Source organism: Kitasatospora sp. NPDC096128 (assembly GCF_040303105.1).
Taxonomy (GTDB): Bacteria; Actinomycetota; Actinomycetes; order Streptomycetales; family Streptomycetaceae; genus Kitasatospora.
On sequence record NZ_JBEOSP010000016.1, the window covers coordinates 24,176 to 39,130 of the forward strand.

Here is a 14,955-nt window from a genome sequence, read left to right on the forward strand (position 1 = left end):
CCAGGTGTCCTGGTCCTCCAGGTAGGTACCCGCGGAGAACTGGTGCACCCGGACCGCGCCCCGCCGCCCGGCGGCACCGTCCCCCGCGGACGGAGCACCGGGCGGCACGGGCGGTTCTCCTCCGTCACATAGGATGTCCGGCCGGAGGGGGCGGAACGGCGGGGAGAGGTACAGGTGCGGGGAGATCGCACGGCACGGGCCACCACCGACTACGAAGCCACGACCGGTCGGATCGCGGGTCTACCGCTCCGCAGGCACCACGTGCTGCTCACGGCGTGGACGGTGCTCTGGTTCTTCCTGGTGGAGCCCAGCGGAGGCTTCTCCTGGCACTACCTGCGCCAGGGCGAACAGCTGCTCTTCAGCAGCCAGCCCGACGGCGGCCTCTCGCTCTACGCCCACCACCCCGAGCTGCAGATCGGCCCGGTCAGCCTGGCCGCCGCCCGGCTCACCGCCCCGTTCTCGCCGCACATCGGCCAGCTGATCGCCGAGGCGGCGAGCGCCGGGCTCGGGCTGGTGATGCTGGTGCTGGTCGGCCGCACCGCCGCCCTGTACTACCTGGGCACCGGCACCAACCACCGCAGGCTCCAGCAGCGGCTGCTGATCGCCGGGCTGGCGTTCATCCCGATGTGGGTCGAGGTGTCGGTCCGCTTCGCGCACCTTGACGACGTCCTCGCGCTGTTCTTCACCACCCTCGCCGCGCACGCCCTGGCCCGCGGCAAGCCCTTCCAGGTCGCGCTCTTCCTGGCCCTGGCGGTCGATTCCAAACCCTGGGCGCTCGCCTTCGCCCCGCTGATCCTGGCCCTGCCCCGGCCCGCCTGGCTGCGCACCGTGCTCTGGTTCTGCCTGCTGGTCGCGGTCGCCTGGCTGCCGTTCTACCTGGGCAACCTGGACACCATGGCGGCGGCCAAGTTCACCATCCCGAACCAGCCCGCCTCCGCGCTGCGCTGGTTCGGGGTCACCGACCCGGCCACCCCCTGGTGGGACCGCCCGACCCAGTTCGCGCTCGGCATCGGCCTCGGCTGCGTGGCCGTCTGGCGCGGCCGCTGGCCGGCCGTGGTGCTGCTCGGCGCGGACGCCCGGATCCTGCTCGACCCGAGCGTCTACACGTACTACACGGCCTCGATCCTGCTCGGCACCCTGCTCTGGGACGCCGTCGGGCAGAAGCGGCTGGTCCCGTGGTGGAGCTGGATCGCGCTGGCCGCGCTGTACGGCGGCACGCTGTACCTGCCGTCCGACGCGGCCCGCGGCTTCGTCCGGCTCGCCTTCGTGGTGGTCTCCGCCGCGTACGTGCTGCTCTGGCCCACCCAGCGGGCCCGCCGGCCGCGCCCACCGGCGCAGGGCGGCGGGGAGGGGCGTCGCCGGACGGCCCGGCGGCGTGAGCGGGAGCTGGTCAGCGCCTGAGGCCTCCCCCTCCGGCACGGGCTTGACCCTCACGCGACGTGAGAGCGGAGGGTGGTGGTCACCACCAGGGAGGAGCTCCGGATGAACGGGGACGAGGGCTACGCGGTCGGTGCCGTGGCGAAGATCGCCAAGGTGACCGTCCGCACCCTGCACCACTACGACGAGATCGGACTGCTGTCCCCCGCGGGCCGCACCCGGGCCGGCTACCGCCGGTACGTGGACGCCGACCTCGACCGGCTGCAGCAGATCCTGTTCTACCGCGAGCTCGGATTCGCCCTGGAGGAGATCGCGGCGATCCTGGACGACGACTCGGTCAGCCCGACCGAGCACCTCCGGCGTCAGCACCAGCTGCTGACCGACCGGATCAGCCACCTCCAGGAACTCGCCACAGCCGTCGAACACGCCATGGAGGCACGCAGGATGGGCATTCAGCTGACCCCGGAGGAGAAGTTCGAGGTCTTCGGCGAGGGCTACCAGGAGGAGTGGGAGCAGGAGGCCGAACAGCGCTGGGGCAAGACCGAGGCCTGGGCCGAGTCCCAGCGCCGCACCGGCGCCTACGGCAAGGCCGACTGGCAGCGGATCCAGGCGGAGATGACCGGGCTCAACACCCGCCTGGCCGCGGCCGTCACCACGGGCGAGCCCGCCGACGGCACCGCGGCCATGGACCTGGCCGAGGAGCACCGGCAGCACATCTGCCGGAACTTCTACGACTGCACGTTCACCATCCACCGCGGCCTGGCCTGCCTCTACGTCGAGGACCAGCGCTGGACCACCACCTACGAGGAGCTCGCCCCGGGCCTGGCGCGGTGGCTGCACGACGCCATCGTCGCCAACGCCGACCGGCACGAGAAGGCCTGAGCGGCCCCTGCGGGCGAGGGGCGCGAGGTGCGGCGCTACGCCACCCCGCGCCCGAAGGAGCGCCGGTAGGCGGTCGGGGAGGTGCGCATCACCCGGCCGAAGTGGTGGCGGAAGGTCGCGGTGCTCTCGAAGCCGACCGCCGTGGCGATCTCCTCCACCGACCCCTCCGGCGACTCCAGCAGCGCCAGACTGGCCGCGATGCGCTGGGTGACGACCCAGCGCATCGGGCTGGTGCCGTTGCGGGCGGTGAAGTGCCGCAGGTACGAGCGGTCCGACATCCGGGCGGCCCGGGCCAGCACCGAGACGGTCAGCGGGTCGGCCAGGTGGTCCAGCGCCCACTGCATGCTGCGGGCGATCCCGTCCTCGTCCTCCTCGACCGGGCGGACCGCGGCCTCGATGAACTGTGCCTGCCCGCCGTCCCGGTGCGGCGCCACCACGAAGCGGCGGGCGACGCTGTTGGCGACCTTGGCGCCGTGGTCCCGGCGGACCAGGTGCAGGCACAGGTCGATCCCGGCGGCGCTGCCCGCGCTGGTCAACACATCGCCGTTGTCGACGTACAGCACGTCCGGATTGACCCGCACCCGCGGGTACCGCTGCTGGAGCAGGTCGGCGTACCGCCAGTGGGTGGTCGCCTCCTTGCCGTCCAGCAGCCCGGCGGCGGCCAGCGCGAAGGCGCCCGAGCAGATCGAGACGATCCGGGCGCCGCGCTCGTGCGCCGTCCGCAGCGCCTCGACCAGGTCGGGGGACACGTCGCCGCCGAAGGCGTTGCGCACGCCGGGGACGATGACGGTGTCGGCCGCCGCGAGGTCGTCCAGGCCGTGCCGGGCGGTCAGCGCGAAGCCTCCCACCGCGTCCAGCGGTGTGCCCGGCCGGTCCGCGCAGACCTTCAGCCCGTACCAGGGCGCGGCCAGCAGCCCGCTCAGCTCGGGGCGGGCCAGGCCGAACACCTCGACCACCACGCCGAGTTCGAACGGCGCCATGCCCTCGAAGGCGTACACCGCGAGGTCGTGCACGGGCTCCGGGCGGCGGCCGATGGTGACCGGCACCGGGCGGGGACGGGCGGGCCGGTCCTCGGTGGTCTGCTCGGTGGTCTGCTCGGCCATGCGAACCCCCTGCTCACGGGTGGCGGAATCCCGGTGAGTGTAGCCGTCGCGGCCATTCCGGAAATCTCTTCGAACCCCCCTGCAACCTCCACCCGCGTCACACGTCCATCGATACGGGGGTGGAGGGAACCGGGCCGAGGGCGGCTTCGAGGATCTCCCCGATCACGATCTTGATCAGGTGAACCGACGGGCCGGCGAAGACGCCGTCACCGTCCCGGGGGAAAGCAGAACCGCTCATGTCCATGGCCATCGGGCCGTTCGCCGCGCCACGGCCGGGACGCGGCCTCTCCGTCCCCGGAGTCCGTGGAGTCCGTGGAGTCCGTGGGTTCCGCGCCGTCCGTGGCGTGGTCGTCGCGCTGTTCGGCGCCCAGGAGGTCGACGAGCCGGGCGTCGTGCCCGCCACCGAGCAGCAGGCAGCGCAACGCCGTTCCGGCTTTCGGCTGCTGCGCGGCGGCGGCAGGCCCGCGGAGGACCGGCCCACCCTGACCGACCTGTACCACGCCCACCGGCTGGGCCTGGTCCGGATGGCCGTTCTGCTGGTCGACCATCAGGACCTGGCCGAGGACGTCGTGCAGGAGGCCTTCACCCAGCTCTACCAGCGCCACGGCGAACACCTGGACGATCTCGACAACGCGCTCGGCTACCTCCGCACCGCGGTGGTCAACGGCGCCCGCTCGATGCTGCGCCGCCGCAGGACCGCCCGGGAGTACGTGCCCCCGCACGAGGCGGACGCGCCCTCCGCCGAGGACCACGCCGTGCTCAACGACGAGCACCGGAGGGTCCTCGTCGCCCTGCAGGAGCTGACCCCCCGCCAGCGCGAGGTGCTGGTGCTGCGCTACTGGTCCGACATGTCGGAGGCGCAGATAGCCGAGGCCCTGGGGTTGTCCCGGGGCGCCGTGAAGTCCACCGCCAGCCGGGCCCTGGACGCCCTGGAAAAGCATCTGGAGAAAGTTCGATGACCGACGAGTTCCCCCGCTCGGGCGGCGCTGACCGCGACGGGCCGGACGAGACCCCGACGGAACGGCTGCTCCGTGAGGCGATGGCCGCACGGACGTCCCTGATCACCCCGCACAGCCTGCGCCCCGCCTCGCCCCCGAGGGGCCGGGTGCGGCGACTGCGCCCCGTGTACCTGGCCTCCGTGCCGATCTTCGCCCTGGCCGCCTCCGTGGCGGTCGGCCTGCTCGCCTTCCACGGCGACCCGGTCGCCAGGAAGGACGTCCCGCCGCCCCCGGCCGCCAGCCTGACGGCTTCCCCCAGCCCGACGGTCACCCCCTCCCCGACGCCCACGCCGAGCGCCACCGAGACCACCGTCGCGCAGACGGAGGCGCCGGCCGCCGACCCCACCCCGACGACGTCCCGGTCGACCACCGGTGCGCCGACGGGGCCGAGCACGCCGGGCGAGTTCCGCGGCGTCAGGTTCAAGGCGCCGGCGGGCTGGCGGATCCTGCCCTACGGCAAGGCCGACCTCCACCTGTGTGTGCTGAGTCCGGGGGCTCCGCAGGGGGCCACCGCCCAGGACTGCCGGCCGTACGGGGTGGACCTGGCGGTCTTCGACGCGGGGGCGCCGGGCTGGCCGGCGGTCGAGGACCTCGACGCCCAGGACGGTTGGAGCCACCAGCCCAACTGTCCGGTCTGGGACAACCCGCACCCGCCGGCCGCGGGCGAGTCCGTCCAGGCCGTCGGACCGACGAAGAGCACGCCCACCGTCGCCGGCCGTCCCGGGATCAAGTCGCAGTGGCAGGTGACCTGTGGCCAGGATCCCTTCACCGCGCAGGTCTGGGCCGTGCCCCAGGACCAGGTGTTCGTCTCCGCGGTCGGTCTCAAGGACGACTACCAGGCCGGGCTCAAGTCGATCGTCGACAGCCTGGACGTGAGCGGCCGCGAGTCCACGCTGTCGGCGACCCCCACCGCGAACGACGTCTCGGTCAGCATCGACGGCCTCGCGACCGGTCAGTCGCTGCGGGTGGGAAGCGCGGTCGCCACCTTCACGGTGACCTTCCAGAACACCAGCCCGCGCTCGTACGCCCAGGTGGAACCCCTGGTCTTCACGGACCGCTACGCGGGCACGCCCACCGTGCCCGGTTCGCAGCTGCCCAACGACGGCAAGCTGGAGCGGCAGGCCGACAGCGGCTGGGTGACGAAGCCGATGTCGCCGGACGCCGGGATGGCCTACGCGCAGGCACAGGACCAGGACCTGTTCGCGCTGGCCCCGGGGCAGCGCAAGACGCTGACCTACCGGCTGACCATGGGGCCCAGGAGCGGGCCGGGGGACATGCCGCTGCGGGCGCAGGCCGTGCTCCCGTACCACGGCGGTGACCTGACCGTGCTCGGCCGCCAGGACATCACGCTCAAGCTGGTCTGGTAGCGCGGAAGGGCCCGGCCCCCCGCATGGGGAGGCCGGGCCCTTCACCGGTCACCGACGGCCGGTCACCGGCTCAGGCGAAGTCGGGCGGGCTCAGGCGGGCTCAGACCAGCGAGGCCATCCAGGCCTCGACCTCGTCGGCGCGGCGCGGCAGGCCGGCCGAGAGGTTCTCGTTGCCGTCGGCGGTGACCAGGATGTCGTCCTCGATCCGGACGCCGATGCCGCGGTACTCCTCGGGCACGGTCAGGTCGTCCTGCTGGAAGTACAGGCCGGGCTCGACGGTGAGCACCATGCCGGGCACCAGCAGGGCGTCGACGTGCTCCTCGCGGCGCGAGTGGGCGCAGTCGTGGACGTCCAGGCCGAGCATGTGGCCGGTGCCGTGCAGGGTCCAGCGGCGCTGGAGGCCGAGCTCCAGGACCTTCTCGACGTCGTACACCGAGGCGTCCAGCAGGCCCCAGGCGAGCAGCCGCTCGGCGAGGACGCGCTGCGACGCGTCGTGGAAGTCGCGGAAGCGGGCGCCCGGCTTGACCGCGGCGATGCCGGCCTCCTGGGCGTCGTACACCGCGTCGTAGATCTTCCGCTGCAGCGCGGTGAAGGTGCCGTTGATCGGCAGGGTGCGGGTGACGTCGGCGGTGTAGAGGGTGTGGGTCTCCACGCCGGCGTCCAGCAGCAGCAGCTCGCCGGGGCGGACGTCGCCGTCGTTGCGGACCCAGTGCAGAGTGGTGGCGTGCGGGCCGGCCGCGGCGATGGTGCCGTAGCCGACGTCGTTGCCCTCGACCCGGGCGCGGCGCCAGAAGGTGCCCTCGATCCAGCGCTCCGAGGTGGCGACGGCCCGGCCGAGCTCGCGCACCACGTCGGTGAAGCCGTTGACGGTGGCGTTGCAGGCGGCGCGCAGCTCGCCGACCTCCCACTCGTCCTTGACCAGCCGCAGGCCGCTCAGGAACTCCTTGAGCCCGGCGTCCTCGTCGGCGTCCAGCACCTCGGCGAGCGCGGCCTCCAGGCCGGCGTCGTAGCCGCGGACGATCCGGGTCGGCACGGCGGAGTCCTTGGCGCGCTCGGCCAGCTCCTCGGCGGCCTTGCGGACGTCCCGGGCCGGCAGGCCGAGCAGCTGCTCCTGCTCGGTCAGGCTGTTCCGGCGGCCGACCCACAGCTCGCCGTAGCCGTCCAGCCAGAACTCGCCGTTCTCGCGGTCCGAGCGGGGCCGCAGGTAGAGCGTGAACTCGTGGCCCGCGTCGCCGGTCGGCTCGGCGACCAGCACGGCGTCCTCGGTCTGGTCACCGGTGAGGTGCACGTACTCGCTGGCGGCGCGGAAGCTGTAGTCGGTGTCGTTGGCGCGCACCCGCAGGTTGCCGGCCGGGACGACCAGCCGGACACCGGGGTGAGCGGCGGACAGCGCGGCGCGGCGCGCGGCGGCGTACGGGGCCTGGGCGATCGGGGTGAGGCCGTGCAGCTCGGTGTCGGCCCAGCCGGTCTTCATCGAGGCGGACAGCTCGTCCGAGATCTCGCCGTAGAGGCCGTTCTTGCGGCCCTTGAACTCCTGCGGCTCCTCGCCGCCCTCGGCCTCGGGGTTCTCGGCCACTGCGGGGGTCCGGTCCTCGGTCACGTGCAACGCCTCCTTGGGGGTGGTACCGCCGCCCTCGGGGGGAGGTGTCGGGTCGCGACACGCGCGGGCGGCCGTGCGTCCATGGTACGGACGCCCGGCCGCCCGTCGGTCCGGGGTTCGTACGGCTACTCGAAGCGCGCCGCCAGCAGCATCAGGTCGTCGGTGGCCGGGGCGGCGTCCGGGTCGGGGCAGACGGCCAGCAGGTGGGCGCAGAGCCGGTCCGGGTCGATCCGTACGTCGCGCGGGGCGTCGGCGGCGGCCCGGCGCAGGTTGGCCTGCCCGGCGTGCAGGGTCGGGCCGCAGCGGCGGGCCAGGCCCTCGGTGTAGAGCAGCAGGGTGTCGCCGCGGTCGGCGGTGAGCTCGACCCCGGGGGCCTCCCAGCAGGCCAGCATGCCGAGCGGCGCGGAGAGCGAGGTCTCCACGAACTCGGCGCCGTGCCGTCCGACCAGGACCGGCGGGCAGTGCCCGGCCCCGGCCAGGGTGATCCGGCGGTCCTCGGGTTCGATCCAGGCGTAGACGGCGGTGGCGGTGCGGGTCGGCTCGGTGGTCTTGAGCAGCAGTTCCAGGTCGCCGAGGACGGAGACCGGGTCCTCGCCCTCCAGGACGGCGTACGCCCGCAGCGCGGCCCGGACCCGGCCCATCGCGGCGGCCGCGCCCGGGGCGGAGCCGGGGCCCGCGCCGGGGCCGTCGCCGGAGACCGAGCCGACGGTGAGGCCGACGGTGCCGTCCGGCAGCGGGATGGCGTCGTACCAGTCGCTGCCGCTGGAGTGGTCTAGGCCGGCCGGGGCGAGCCGGGCGGCCAGCCGCAGGCCGGGGGTCTGCGGGAGGCGGTCCGGCAGCAGGCCGCGGCGCAGTGCTTCGGCGGTGCGCAGGATCCGTTCCGCCTCCAGCTGCTTGGCGAGCAGCGGGGCGGCGATCTCGCAGTAGTGGCGGGCCAGTTCGCGCTGGCAGGCGGTGGGTTGGGCGGGCCGGTCGTAGAACCAGACGGCGGCGGCGAGCGGGCCGTCCTCGACGGTGGCGAGCGGGAGGCCGTAGGCGCCGCCGAGGCCGAGGTGGACGGCGAGTTCGCGCAGTCGCCCGCCGACCGCCGGGTCGTCGGCGAGGTCGGCGGACTGCAGCTGTTCGGGCCGGTGGTGCTCGCTCAACAGCCGGGCGAGCATGCTCTGTTCGGTCGGGACGGTCTCCAGGGCGCCGAGGCTGGCCCGGTCGAGGCCGAGGCCGACCGGTTGGCCGGGGCCGCCGCCCGGCAGCAGGGTGACCAGGACGCCGCGGCTGGCGCCGAGCAGGGCGGCGCCGGAGGCGAGGACGGCGTCCAGGGTGGCGGTGGTGCCGCGGGCGCGGGCGAGCCGTTCGGTGTGCTCGTGCAGGCTGGTGAAATCGGACAGGCGTCCGGCCAAACGGTCCTGCACCGTGGCGGACGGCGCCGCGGGGTCGTCGGCGGTGCCGTCGGTGCCGTCGGTGCCGTCGGGGCCGCCGTCCGGCGCGTCGGTGGGGCCGGGCAGGCCCGGCGGCGGGTCGAGGACGGTGAGCCCGCCCGCACAGCCGGTCTCACCCGGCTCTACGGGCGTCGCCGGCGGCTGGGACGCCGACGCGTGGGATTTGGTCATGCCGCCACTCCTGACGCGGTGCTACGTGCCATGCGAAACCCCCAGATACGGCCAATGTGGATCGAGCACGGCCAAAGGACGCGTTTCGCCTCGATTCGCTACTACTCGTCATTGATCGACAGCAATGCCACCACTTCTACACAGCCCATTCGGGGCATGTCCAGATCCAGGACGACGCGGTGGCCTGTTCCACGTCCGCGCGACCCGGTCGGAGGGCGTGCGCCGAACGCGGTGCGCCGGTCGGGACCGGAGGCATGGAGCGAGCCGGGAACGGGCAGAACGGAGGGGACGGACCGGGCGGCCGTCCGGATCGTATGTCCGCGCCGCCCGCGATCCGGGCTGGCCGGAAGTCTCTCACTCGTACGGTGGAACCAAGCGCGCCCGGGCGGCGTCCATCCGGTCGCATACGGGATTCTCGTTCCAGGGGCTGTTCCAGTGCGCGGCCCTTCTCATGTCGTGCTCCACACCGTGCTCCACGTCGTAGCCGCGCCGTCCGCCATGCCGCCCGCCCCCGTTCCGCGCCGTCCGGGGCAGGCCGTGCCGCCGCGGGCCCGTGCGGCGGATCCCGACGGATGTCGGTGGGGCGGAGCGAACCGAGCGGTCAGGGAAAGGAACGAGCGCCATGCGTGAGAACCCGAAGAGCCCGAGGAGCCGGTCGCAGGAGTCGCAGGAGTCGCCCGAACCGCAGGGGTCGCCGGAGTCGTCCGCCCGGCTGGCCGCGGCGCTGACGGCCGCCGTCGAACACCGCTGGCCCGTGGTGCCCGGCACCGTGCTGCGCGGCGGCCGCTGTTCCTGCGGGGAGCCGGACTGCCCGGCGCCCGGCGCCCATCCGCACGACCCGTCGCTGCTGGCCGCCACCACGGACGCCCGGATGGTGCGCTGGTGGTGGGAGCGGCAGACCCCGGACGCGCCGGTGCTGGCCGCCACCGGCGGCGCGGTCTCGGCGGTCAGCCTGCCCGCGGCGGCCGGCGCCCGGGCGCTGGTCTACCTCGGCGCGCTGCGGCTGCCGCTCGGCCCGGTGCTCGCGATGCCGGGCCGCTACGCCCTGCTGGTGGCCCCGTACTCGCTCGACGCGTTGGGCGAGATGCTCGCCCAACTCCCTTGGGTGCCCGGCTCGTTGCGCTATCACGGACCGGGTGGCTTCCTGCCGCTGCCGCCCGGCGGCGGGGTCGGGCCGGTGCGCTGGGTGCTGGCGCCGCGGCCGGCTGCGGCCGGCGGGGTGCGGTTGCCGCAGGTCGGGCCGCTGCTGGGGGAGTTGGTGGAGGCGACGGTCCGGCTGGACAGCGGGCGCTCGACGTACTGACGGATCGCCTGGTGGGCCGGACTCCGGGCCCGGTGGTGCGGGGCGTTCCGGAGAAACAAAAGATCCGGCCGCTGGCGACGGGGGATGCACCAGCGACCGGACTCTTTAGACAGTAACAAGGATCCGCGCCCGCGCCAATTTCCAAGACGCCCTCCAGGCCCGGAAATTGCGGCTTCACCGCGACAATGTGACGCGTATCACCCGGATCCTGCGCACTTTAGTTCAAGGTGACCTGACGGTTCACCAGGTTCGCCCGGGCGCGCCGCTCCTCGGCGGTCAGCGGAGTCGCGTCGGCGAGGACGGCGGCGAGCCGCTCGCCGAACTCGGCGGCCGGCTTCTCGCAGTCGGCGGCGGTCATCGCGAGCGGGAGGTCCCACACCGGCACGGTCAGGCCGTGCGCGCGGAAGGAGCCCACCAGGCGGGTGTCCGGGCCGAGCGAGGCCTCGCCGGCGGCGTTCAGCCGGGCCAGCGCGTCCAGCAGCTGCTCCTCGGGGACGGTCATCACCCAGCGCAGGTGGTTCTTGTCCGGGGTGCCGCACCAGTAGGCGGCGTCGACGCTCGCGAGCTTCTCGGTCGGGATGGCCGAGGCGTTGGCGCGCTCCAGCGAGGCGGCGACCTCGCCGGTGGCGGTCTCGGCGTCCTCCAGCCAGAACTCGAAGCCGGTGTGCACGGTGGGCGTGAACGCGGCGTCGGCGTCCAGCAGGTCCTGCAGCCGGCGGCCGCCCGGGACGGTCCGGCGGGCCGGGACGGGGCTGCCCGGCTCGGTGGCCAGGGCCAGCTCCAGGGCGTCCGCGAGGTCGCGGCTGAGGTCGCCGGAGGAGGACTGGGTCTGCAGGCCGAGCAGGATCGAGCCGTCGGGGCGGCGCAGGGCCGGCCAGGCCAGCGGCAGCACGGTCGCCAGGGTCACCGACGGAACGTCACCCCCGGCGGTCGCGGCCACCCCGGCGGCCAGCGTCAGCGGCACCGTGGCGGCGGGCACCAGCTCGCGCAGCGCGACCCAGTCGGCCTCGCCCGGCAGGCCCTCGAACGGGCGGTGCACCAGCTCCTGCACCGCGTGCGAGGCCTCCCGGCCGTGGCACGCCTTGTAGCGGCGGCCCGAGCCGCAGGGGCAGTCCTCGCGGGCCCCGACCACGGGGATCTCGCCCGTGACGGCGGTGGTGGACTGGCGCTGCGGCGCCTTCTTGGCGGCCTTCTTGCCCATGCTGCGGCTCTCCCGGGGACGGTGGTCCTTTTCACCGGGAAGCCTACTGACGTTCCCCGGGCGCGCGGCAACGCGCCGGGGCGGGCGTCGAACGCCCGGGTGCCCGTCGTGCGTCGGCCCGTACGCCTACGCGCTGCGGGCGGTGTCGCCGCCGGTGCGCCGGGCGTGCCGGGCGCGGGCGGGCAGCGCCGCCCAGACCGTGACCTCGCCGGGCGCGTCGCGGACGCCCCAGTCGCTGGCCAGCTGGTCGACGATGGCCAGGCCGCGGCCGCCGCGCGAGGTCAGCGAGGGGCTGGCGGGCAGCGGCCGGGTGGCCGCGCCGCCGTCGGTGACCTCCAGGGTGAGCACGCCGTCGGCGTGCATCTGCCAGCGGACCAGTACGCCGCCGTCCGGCTCGGTCGCACCGTCCTCGGACTCCCGGCCGCCCGGCGCCGGGTGCGTCCCGGAGGGGACGCCGACCAGCACCTGGTCCACCACCTCGGCCCGGGCGCCGCGGCCCAGGGCGGGCAGCGGGCCGAGCGGACGGGCATATCGACAGGCGTTGCTCAACAGTTCGGAAAGGATCAGAACAGCATCATCGATGACCGGTTCCGGTATCTGCCGGTCACCCAGATCTCGACGCAGTCGGCGCCGTGCGACCCCGACACTCGCTGGGCCGTGCGGCACTGCCATGGTCGATGAAGTCGGCACTTCACGCGCCACCATCAACGCCACCCCCGGACCTCCTTCAGCGTATGCCGAGGGATGGATGCCCCTTGGTAATGCGTCGGAAACGACCGTCGGAGGATCCTGCGAGCCCATTTCGAGCGGCGCGACTCAGGGTCGACAAGAGGTCATTCCGCGCTCACCCTCCGTCGCCCGAACGCAAGAATTCCGGCAATAACGTGCGCGGAAGGTTTGACTGCCGACGACGGTGATCAGGTTCCCCGGGTACGGCCGGACCGCCGCACCGGCTCACCGGCCCAGCTGGGCCAGGACCTCGGCGGGCCTGTTGGTGATGATCGCGGAGACCCCGAGCTCCAGGCAGAGCTCGACGTCGGCCGGCTCGTCCACCGTCCACACGTGCACCTCGTGGCCCAGCTCGCGCAGCCGGGGGACCAGCTGCGGCTTGGCCTTGATCAGCTCGATGCCCGGGCCGGCGATCCGCGCCCCGCCCGGCAGCGGCTGCCCGGGGCGGAGCCGACCGAGCAGCGGCAGCATCCGTTCGATCAGGAACACCCGCCCGTACTCGGGCGCGGCGGCGGCCACCCGGTTCAGCGCGATCGAGGAGAAGCTCATGATCCGGGCCGACGGGCGGTCGCCCTCCCGGGTGGCGCCGATCTTGTACCGCTCCAGGGTGCGCAGCAGCTCGGCCTCGACCCGGCCGCGGAAGCGCACCGGGTGCTTGGTCTCGATCGCCAGGTCCACCGGGCGGCCGCAGTCGACCACCAGCTCCAGCAGTCGGTCCAGCCGCAGCACGCCGCGCAACTCGGGGTCGGTGCTGGGCCGGCCGGTCTTCCAGGCGCCGAAGTCGTACGCCTCCAGCTCGGCCAGGGTCATCGCGGAGACGGTGCCCCGGCCGTTCGAGACCCGGCCGATCCGGCGGTCGTGCACGCAGACCAGGTGGCCGTCGGCCGTCACCCGGACGTCGCACTCGACGGCGTCCGCGCCTTCGTCGAGCGCGCGCCGGTACGCCGCGAGGGTGTGCTCGGGCAGGGCGTGGGAGGAACCGCGGTGGGCGATCACCTGGACGGAGGGCGCGGTGCGCGCCGCCGTCGAGGGCAGGTCTGGGCTGGTCACGGCCCCAACGATAGGGGTCGGGGGTGAACCGGAGGCGAAGCCGGTGCCAACCTGCGGGGCCGGCTCCGCCTCCGGTGTCTCAGGCCCGGGCGGTGCGGCGGGTCAGCGGGGTGAGGGCCCAGGTGACCGCGGCCGGCACCAGGAAGGCGAACAGCGAGGCCGAGGTCCACTCCTGCGGGGTGAAGTGCAGGGCGTGCTGGGCCGAGGTCCAGGAGTTCACCCACCAGTCGGCCACCGCGGTCGGCGCGATGAACTGGTAGACGGCGAAGCCCAGCACCCACGGCAGCAGCATCAGCCAGCGGGACGGCGCCCGCTCGGAGAGGTCCCAGCCGTGCCGGCCGGCGCCGAAGAAGTAGTCCACCGCCAGCACCGCCAGCAGCGGCACGAACACCGAGCCGATCAGGCCGAGGAAGTTGCTGTAGGTGTCGGTGAACCGGTCGATCCGCAGGGCCAGCACCGTGGTCAGCACGCCGATCCCGCCGCTCAGCACCCGGCGGTCCACCCGCGGCAGCAGGTTCTGCAGCGACATCGCGGTCGAGTAGACGTTGGCGAAGGACTGGTCGGTCTCGCGCAGCACCAGCACCAGCAGGAACAGCCAGCCGGCCCAGACGCCGAGGAAGGAGTCGAAGATCCGGCTCGGGTCGCCGTCCGACTGCAGCAGCGCCATCAGCCCCAGCACATAGCACCAGACCTGGGCGACGGTGTAGCCGGAGAAGCTGCCCCAGAAGGACGAGCGCGGGGTGCGCGAGTGCCGGGTGTAGTCGGCGGCCATCGGGACGAAGGAGATCGACACCGCGATCATCGCGTCGGTGGCGCCCAGGAAGCCGTGCCAGTTGCCCGCGCCCGGGTCCGGCACGCCCTGCCGGCCCAGCTGGACGGTGAAGTACACCATCGCGACCCCGACCGCCGCGGCGACGAAGCGGCGCAGCACGGCGATCGAGCCCAGCGGCCAGATCGTCAGCACGGTGGTCAGCGCGCCCGCGAGCAGCACGAACAGCCAGCGGTAGCCGCTGGTGTGGGCGACGGTCTGCGCGCCCGCCGCGATGGTCAGCAGCTCGAACACGCCCCAGCCGACGCACTGGACGATGTTCAGCACGGTCGGCAGGTACGACAGCCGGGTACCGAACAGGCCGCGCAGGTTGGCCATCGCCGGGGCGCCGGTGCGGGCGCCGATCAGCGCGGCCACCCCGAGCATCGCGGTGCCGACCGCGGTGCCGGCCACGATCGCCGTCACCGCGGCGGCCAGCGACAGCTCACTGCCCTTGGCGCCGAGCACGGTCGCGGCGGTGGAGAAGCCGATCAGGCTGACGCCGAGGTTCATCCAGAGCGCGAAGTGGTCCCGGAAGCGCAGGGTGCGCGGCGGCTCGGTGTCGAGGACCAGCGGCGCCTCGACGCGGTGGTCGACCGGCGCGGTGGCCGCGGCCGAACCGGCGGGCCGGTCGGGGAAACCCTTGGACGCGGGCGCGCCCGAAGAAGAGGATGGCGAAGCAGGCGGCATGGCCGATACTCCCTACGCCGGCATTACCCGGACAGGTTCCGGCGGTCAGCGCCCCCTCGACGGTCCGCCGGTCACTGGCCTGGCGTACGGTCGACATGCGCACTCTCAGCCTGGTCGGTCCAAGCTCCCGCGTGTCAGTTTGGAGCGACAGGCTAACCGGCACGGATACGAACGCCAAAGGCCACGGGGTGCGCGGTCCGCATCGCGGGACGCCGGGCGGGGGTGGGGAGCCCCGGTCGT

The 14,955-nt window shown here is 73.8% G+C and carries 13 protein-coding genes; 5 read left to right on the top strand and 8 right to left on the bottom strand.

Going from position 1 to position 14,955, the window contains the following annotated elements; genetic code table 11:
- The first annotated feature begins 174 nt into the window (after positions 1–174).
- The gene (locus tag ABTY61_RS19175; protein WP_350506195.1) at positions 175–1,401 is read left to right on the top strand and encodes a hypothetical protein; all 1,227 of its coding nucleotides are present in this window, start codon (positions 175–177) and stop codon (positions 1,399–1,401) included.
- 81 nt (positions 1,402–1,482) lie between these two features.
- Positions 1,483–2,259: a MerR family transcriptional regulator gene (locus tag ABTY61_RS19180; RefSeq protein WP_350506196.1), complete on the top strand. Its 777-nt coding sequence runs from the start codon at positions 1,483–1,485 to the stop codon at positions 2,257–2,259.
- A gap of 35 nt (positions 2,260–2,294) precedes the next feature.
- Here the strand turns inward: ABTY61_RS19180 and ABTY61_RS19185 are convergent, their stop codons facing one another.
- Together ABTY61_RS19185 and ABTY61_RS19190 are read right to left on the bottom strand one after the other, a co-directional pair.
- Positions 2,295–3,272, bottom strand: coding sequence for a helix-turn-helix domain-containing protein (locus ABTY61_RS19185; RefSeq protein WP_502895375.1), 978 nt, complete (start codon positions 3,270–3,272; stop codon positions 2,295–2,297).
- 187 nt (positions 3,273–3,459) lie between these two features.
- Complete coding sequence (locus ABTY61_RS19190) at positions 3,460–3,600, bottom strand: hypothetical protein (RefSeq protein ID WP_350506198.1); 141 nt, start codon at positions 3,598–3,600, stop codon at positions 3,460–3,462.
- A 106-nt stretch (positions 3,601–3,706) separates the two neighbouring features.
- On the opposite strand from ABTY61_RS19190, the gene ABTY61_RS19195 reads away from it, so the two are divergent.
- Both ABTY61_RS19195 and ABTY61_RS19200 read left to right on the top strand, forming a co-directional pair.
- On the top strand, positions 3,707–4,321 hold the full coding sequence (locus tag ABTY61_RS19195) for an RNA polymerase sigma factor (RefSeq protein ID WP_502895367.1): 615 nt from the start codon (positions 3,707–3,709) through the stop codon (positions 4,319–4,321).
- Positions 4,318–5,727, top strand: coding sequence for a hypothetical protein (locus tag ABTY61_RS19200; protein WP_350506199.1), 1,410 nt, complete (start codon positions 4,318–4,320; stop codon positions 5,725–5,727). The genes ABTY61_RS19195 and ABTY61_RS19200 overlap by 4 nt, the downstream gene beginning before the upstream one ends.
- Positions 5,728–5,827: 100 nt before the next feature.
- On the opposite strand, the gene ABTY61_RS19205 is transcribed toward ABTY61_RS19200, so the two are convergent.
- Together ABTY61_RS19205 and ABTY61_RS19210 are read right to left on the bottom strand one after the other, a co-directional pair.
- Positions 5,828–7,327: an aminopeptidase P family protein gene (locus ABTY61_RS19205; RefSeq protein ID WP_350506200.1), complete on the bottom strand. Its 1,500-nt coding sequence runs from the start codon at positions 7,325–7,327 to the stop codon at positions 5,828–5,830.
- Between the two features lie 125 nt (positions 7,328–7,452).
- Positions 7,453–8,934, bottom strand: coding sequence for a PP2C family protein-serine/threonine phosphatase (locus tag ABTY61_RS19210; RefSeq protein WP_350506201.1), 1,482 nt, complete (start codon positions 8,932–8,934; stop codon positions 7,453–7,455).
- 622 nt (positions 8,935–9,556) lie between these two features.
- Here ABTY61_RS19210 and ABTY61_RS19215 point away from each other — a divergent pair.
- Entirely contained in the window at positions 9,557–10,237 is a 681-nt protein-coding gene (locus ABTY61_RS19215) for a bifunctional DNA primase/polymerase (RefSeq protein WP_350506202.1), read from the top strand.
- Positions 10,238–10,454: 217 nt separating this feature from the next.
- On the opposite strand, the gene ABTY61_RS19220 is transcribed toward ABTY61_RS19215, so the two are convergent.
- From ABTY61_RS19220 to ABTY61_RS19235, 4 genes are all read right to left on the bottom strand, one after another.
- Complete coding sequence (locus ABTY61_RS19220; protein ID WP_350506203.1) at positions 10,455–11,438, bottom strand: DUF5926 family protein; 984 nt, start codon at positions 11,436–11,438, stop codon at positions 10,455–10,457.
- Between the two features lie 126 nt (positions 11,439–11,564).
- A complete protein-coding gene (locus tag ABTY61_RS19225; RefSeq protein WP_502895368.1) occupies positions 11,565–12,152 on the bottom strand; it encodes an ATP-binding protein in 588 nt (195 codons plus the stop codon).
- 240 nt (positions 12,153–12,392) lie between these two features.
- Positions 12,393–13,217: a glycerophosphodiester phosphodiesterase family protein gene (locus tag ABTY61_RS19230; RefSeq protein ID WP_350506205.1), complete on the bottom strand. Its 825-nt coding sequence runs from the start codon at positions 13,215–13,217 to the stop codon at positions 12,393–12,395.
- 79 nt (positions 13,218–13,296) lie between these two features.
- Positions 13,297–14,715 carry a purine-cytosine permease family protein gene (locus ABTY61_RS19235; protein ID WP_350506206.1) on the bottom strand — a complete coding sequence of 473 codons (1,419 nt, stop codon included), beginning with the start codon at positions 14,713–14,715 and terminating at the stop codon, positions 13,297–13,299.
- Positions 14,716–14,955 lie beyond the last annotated feature (240 nt).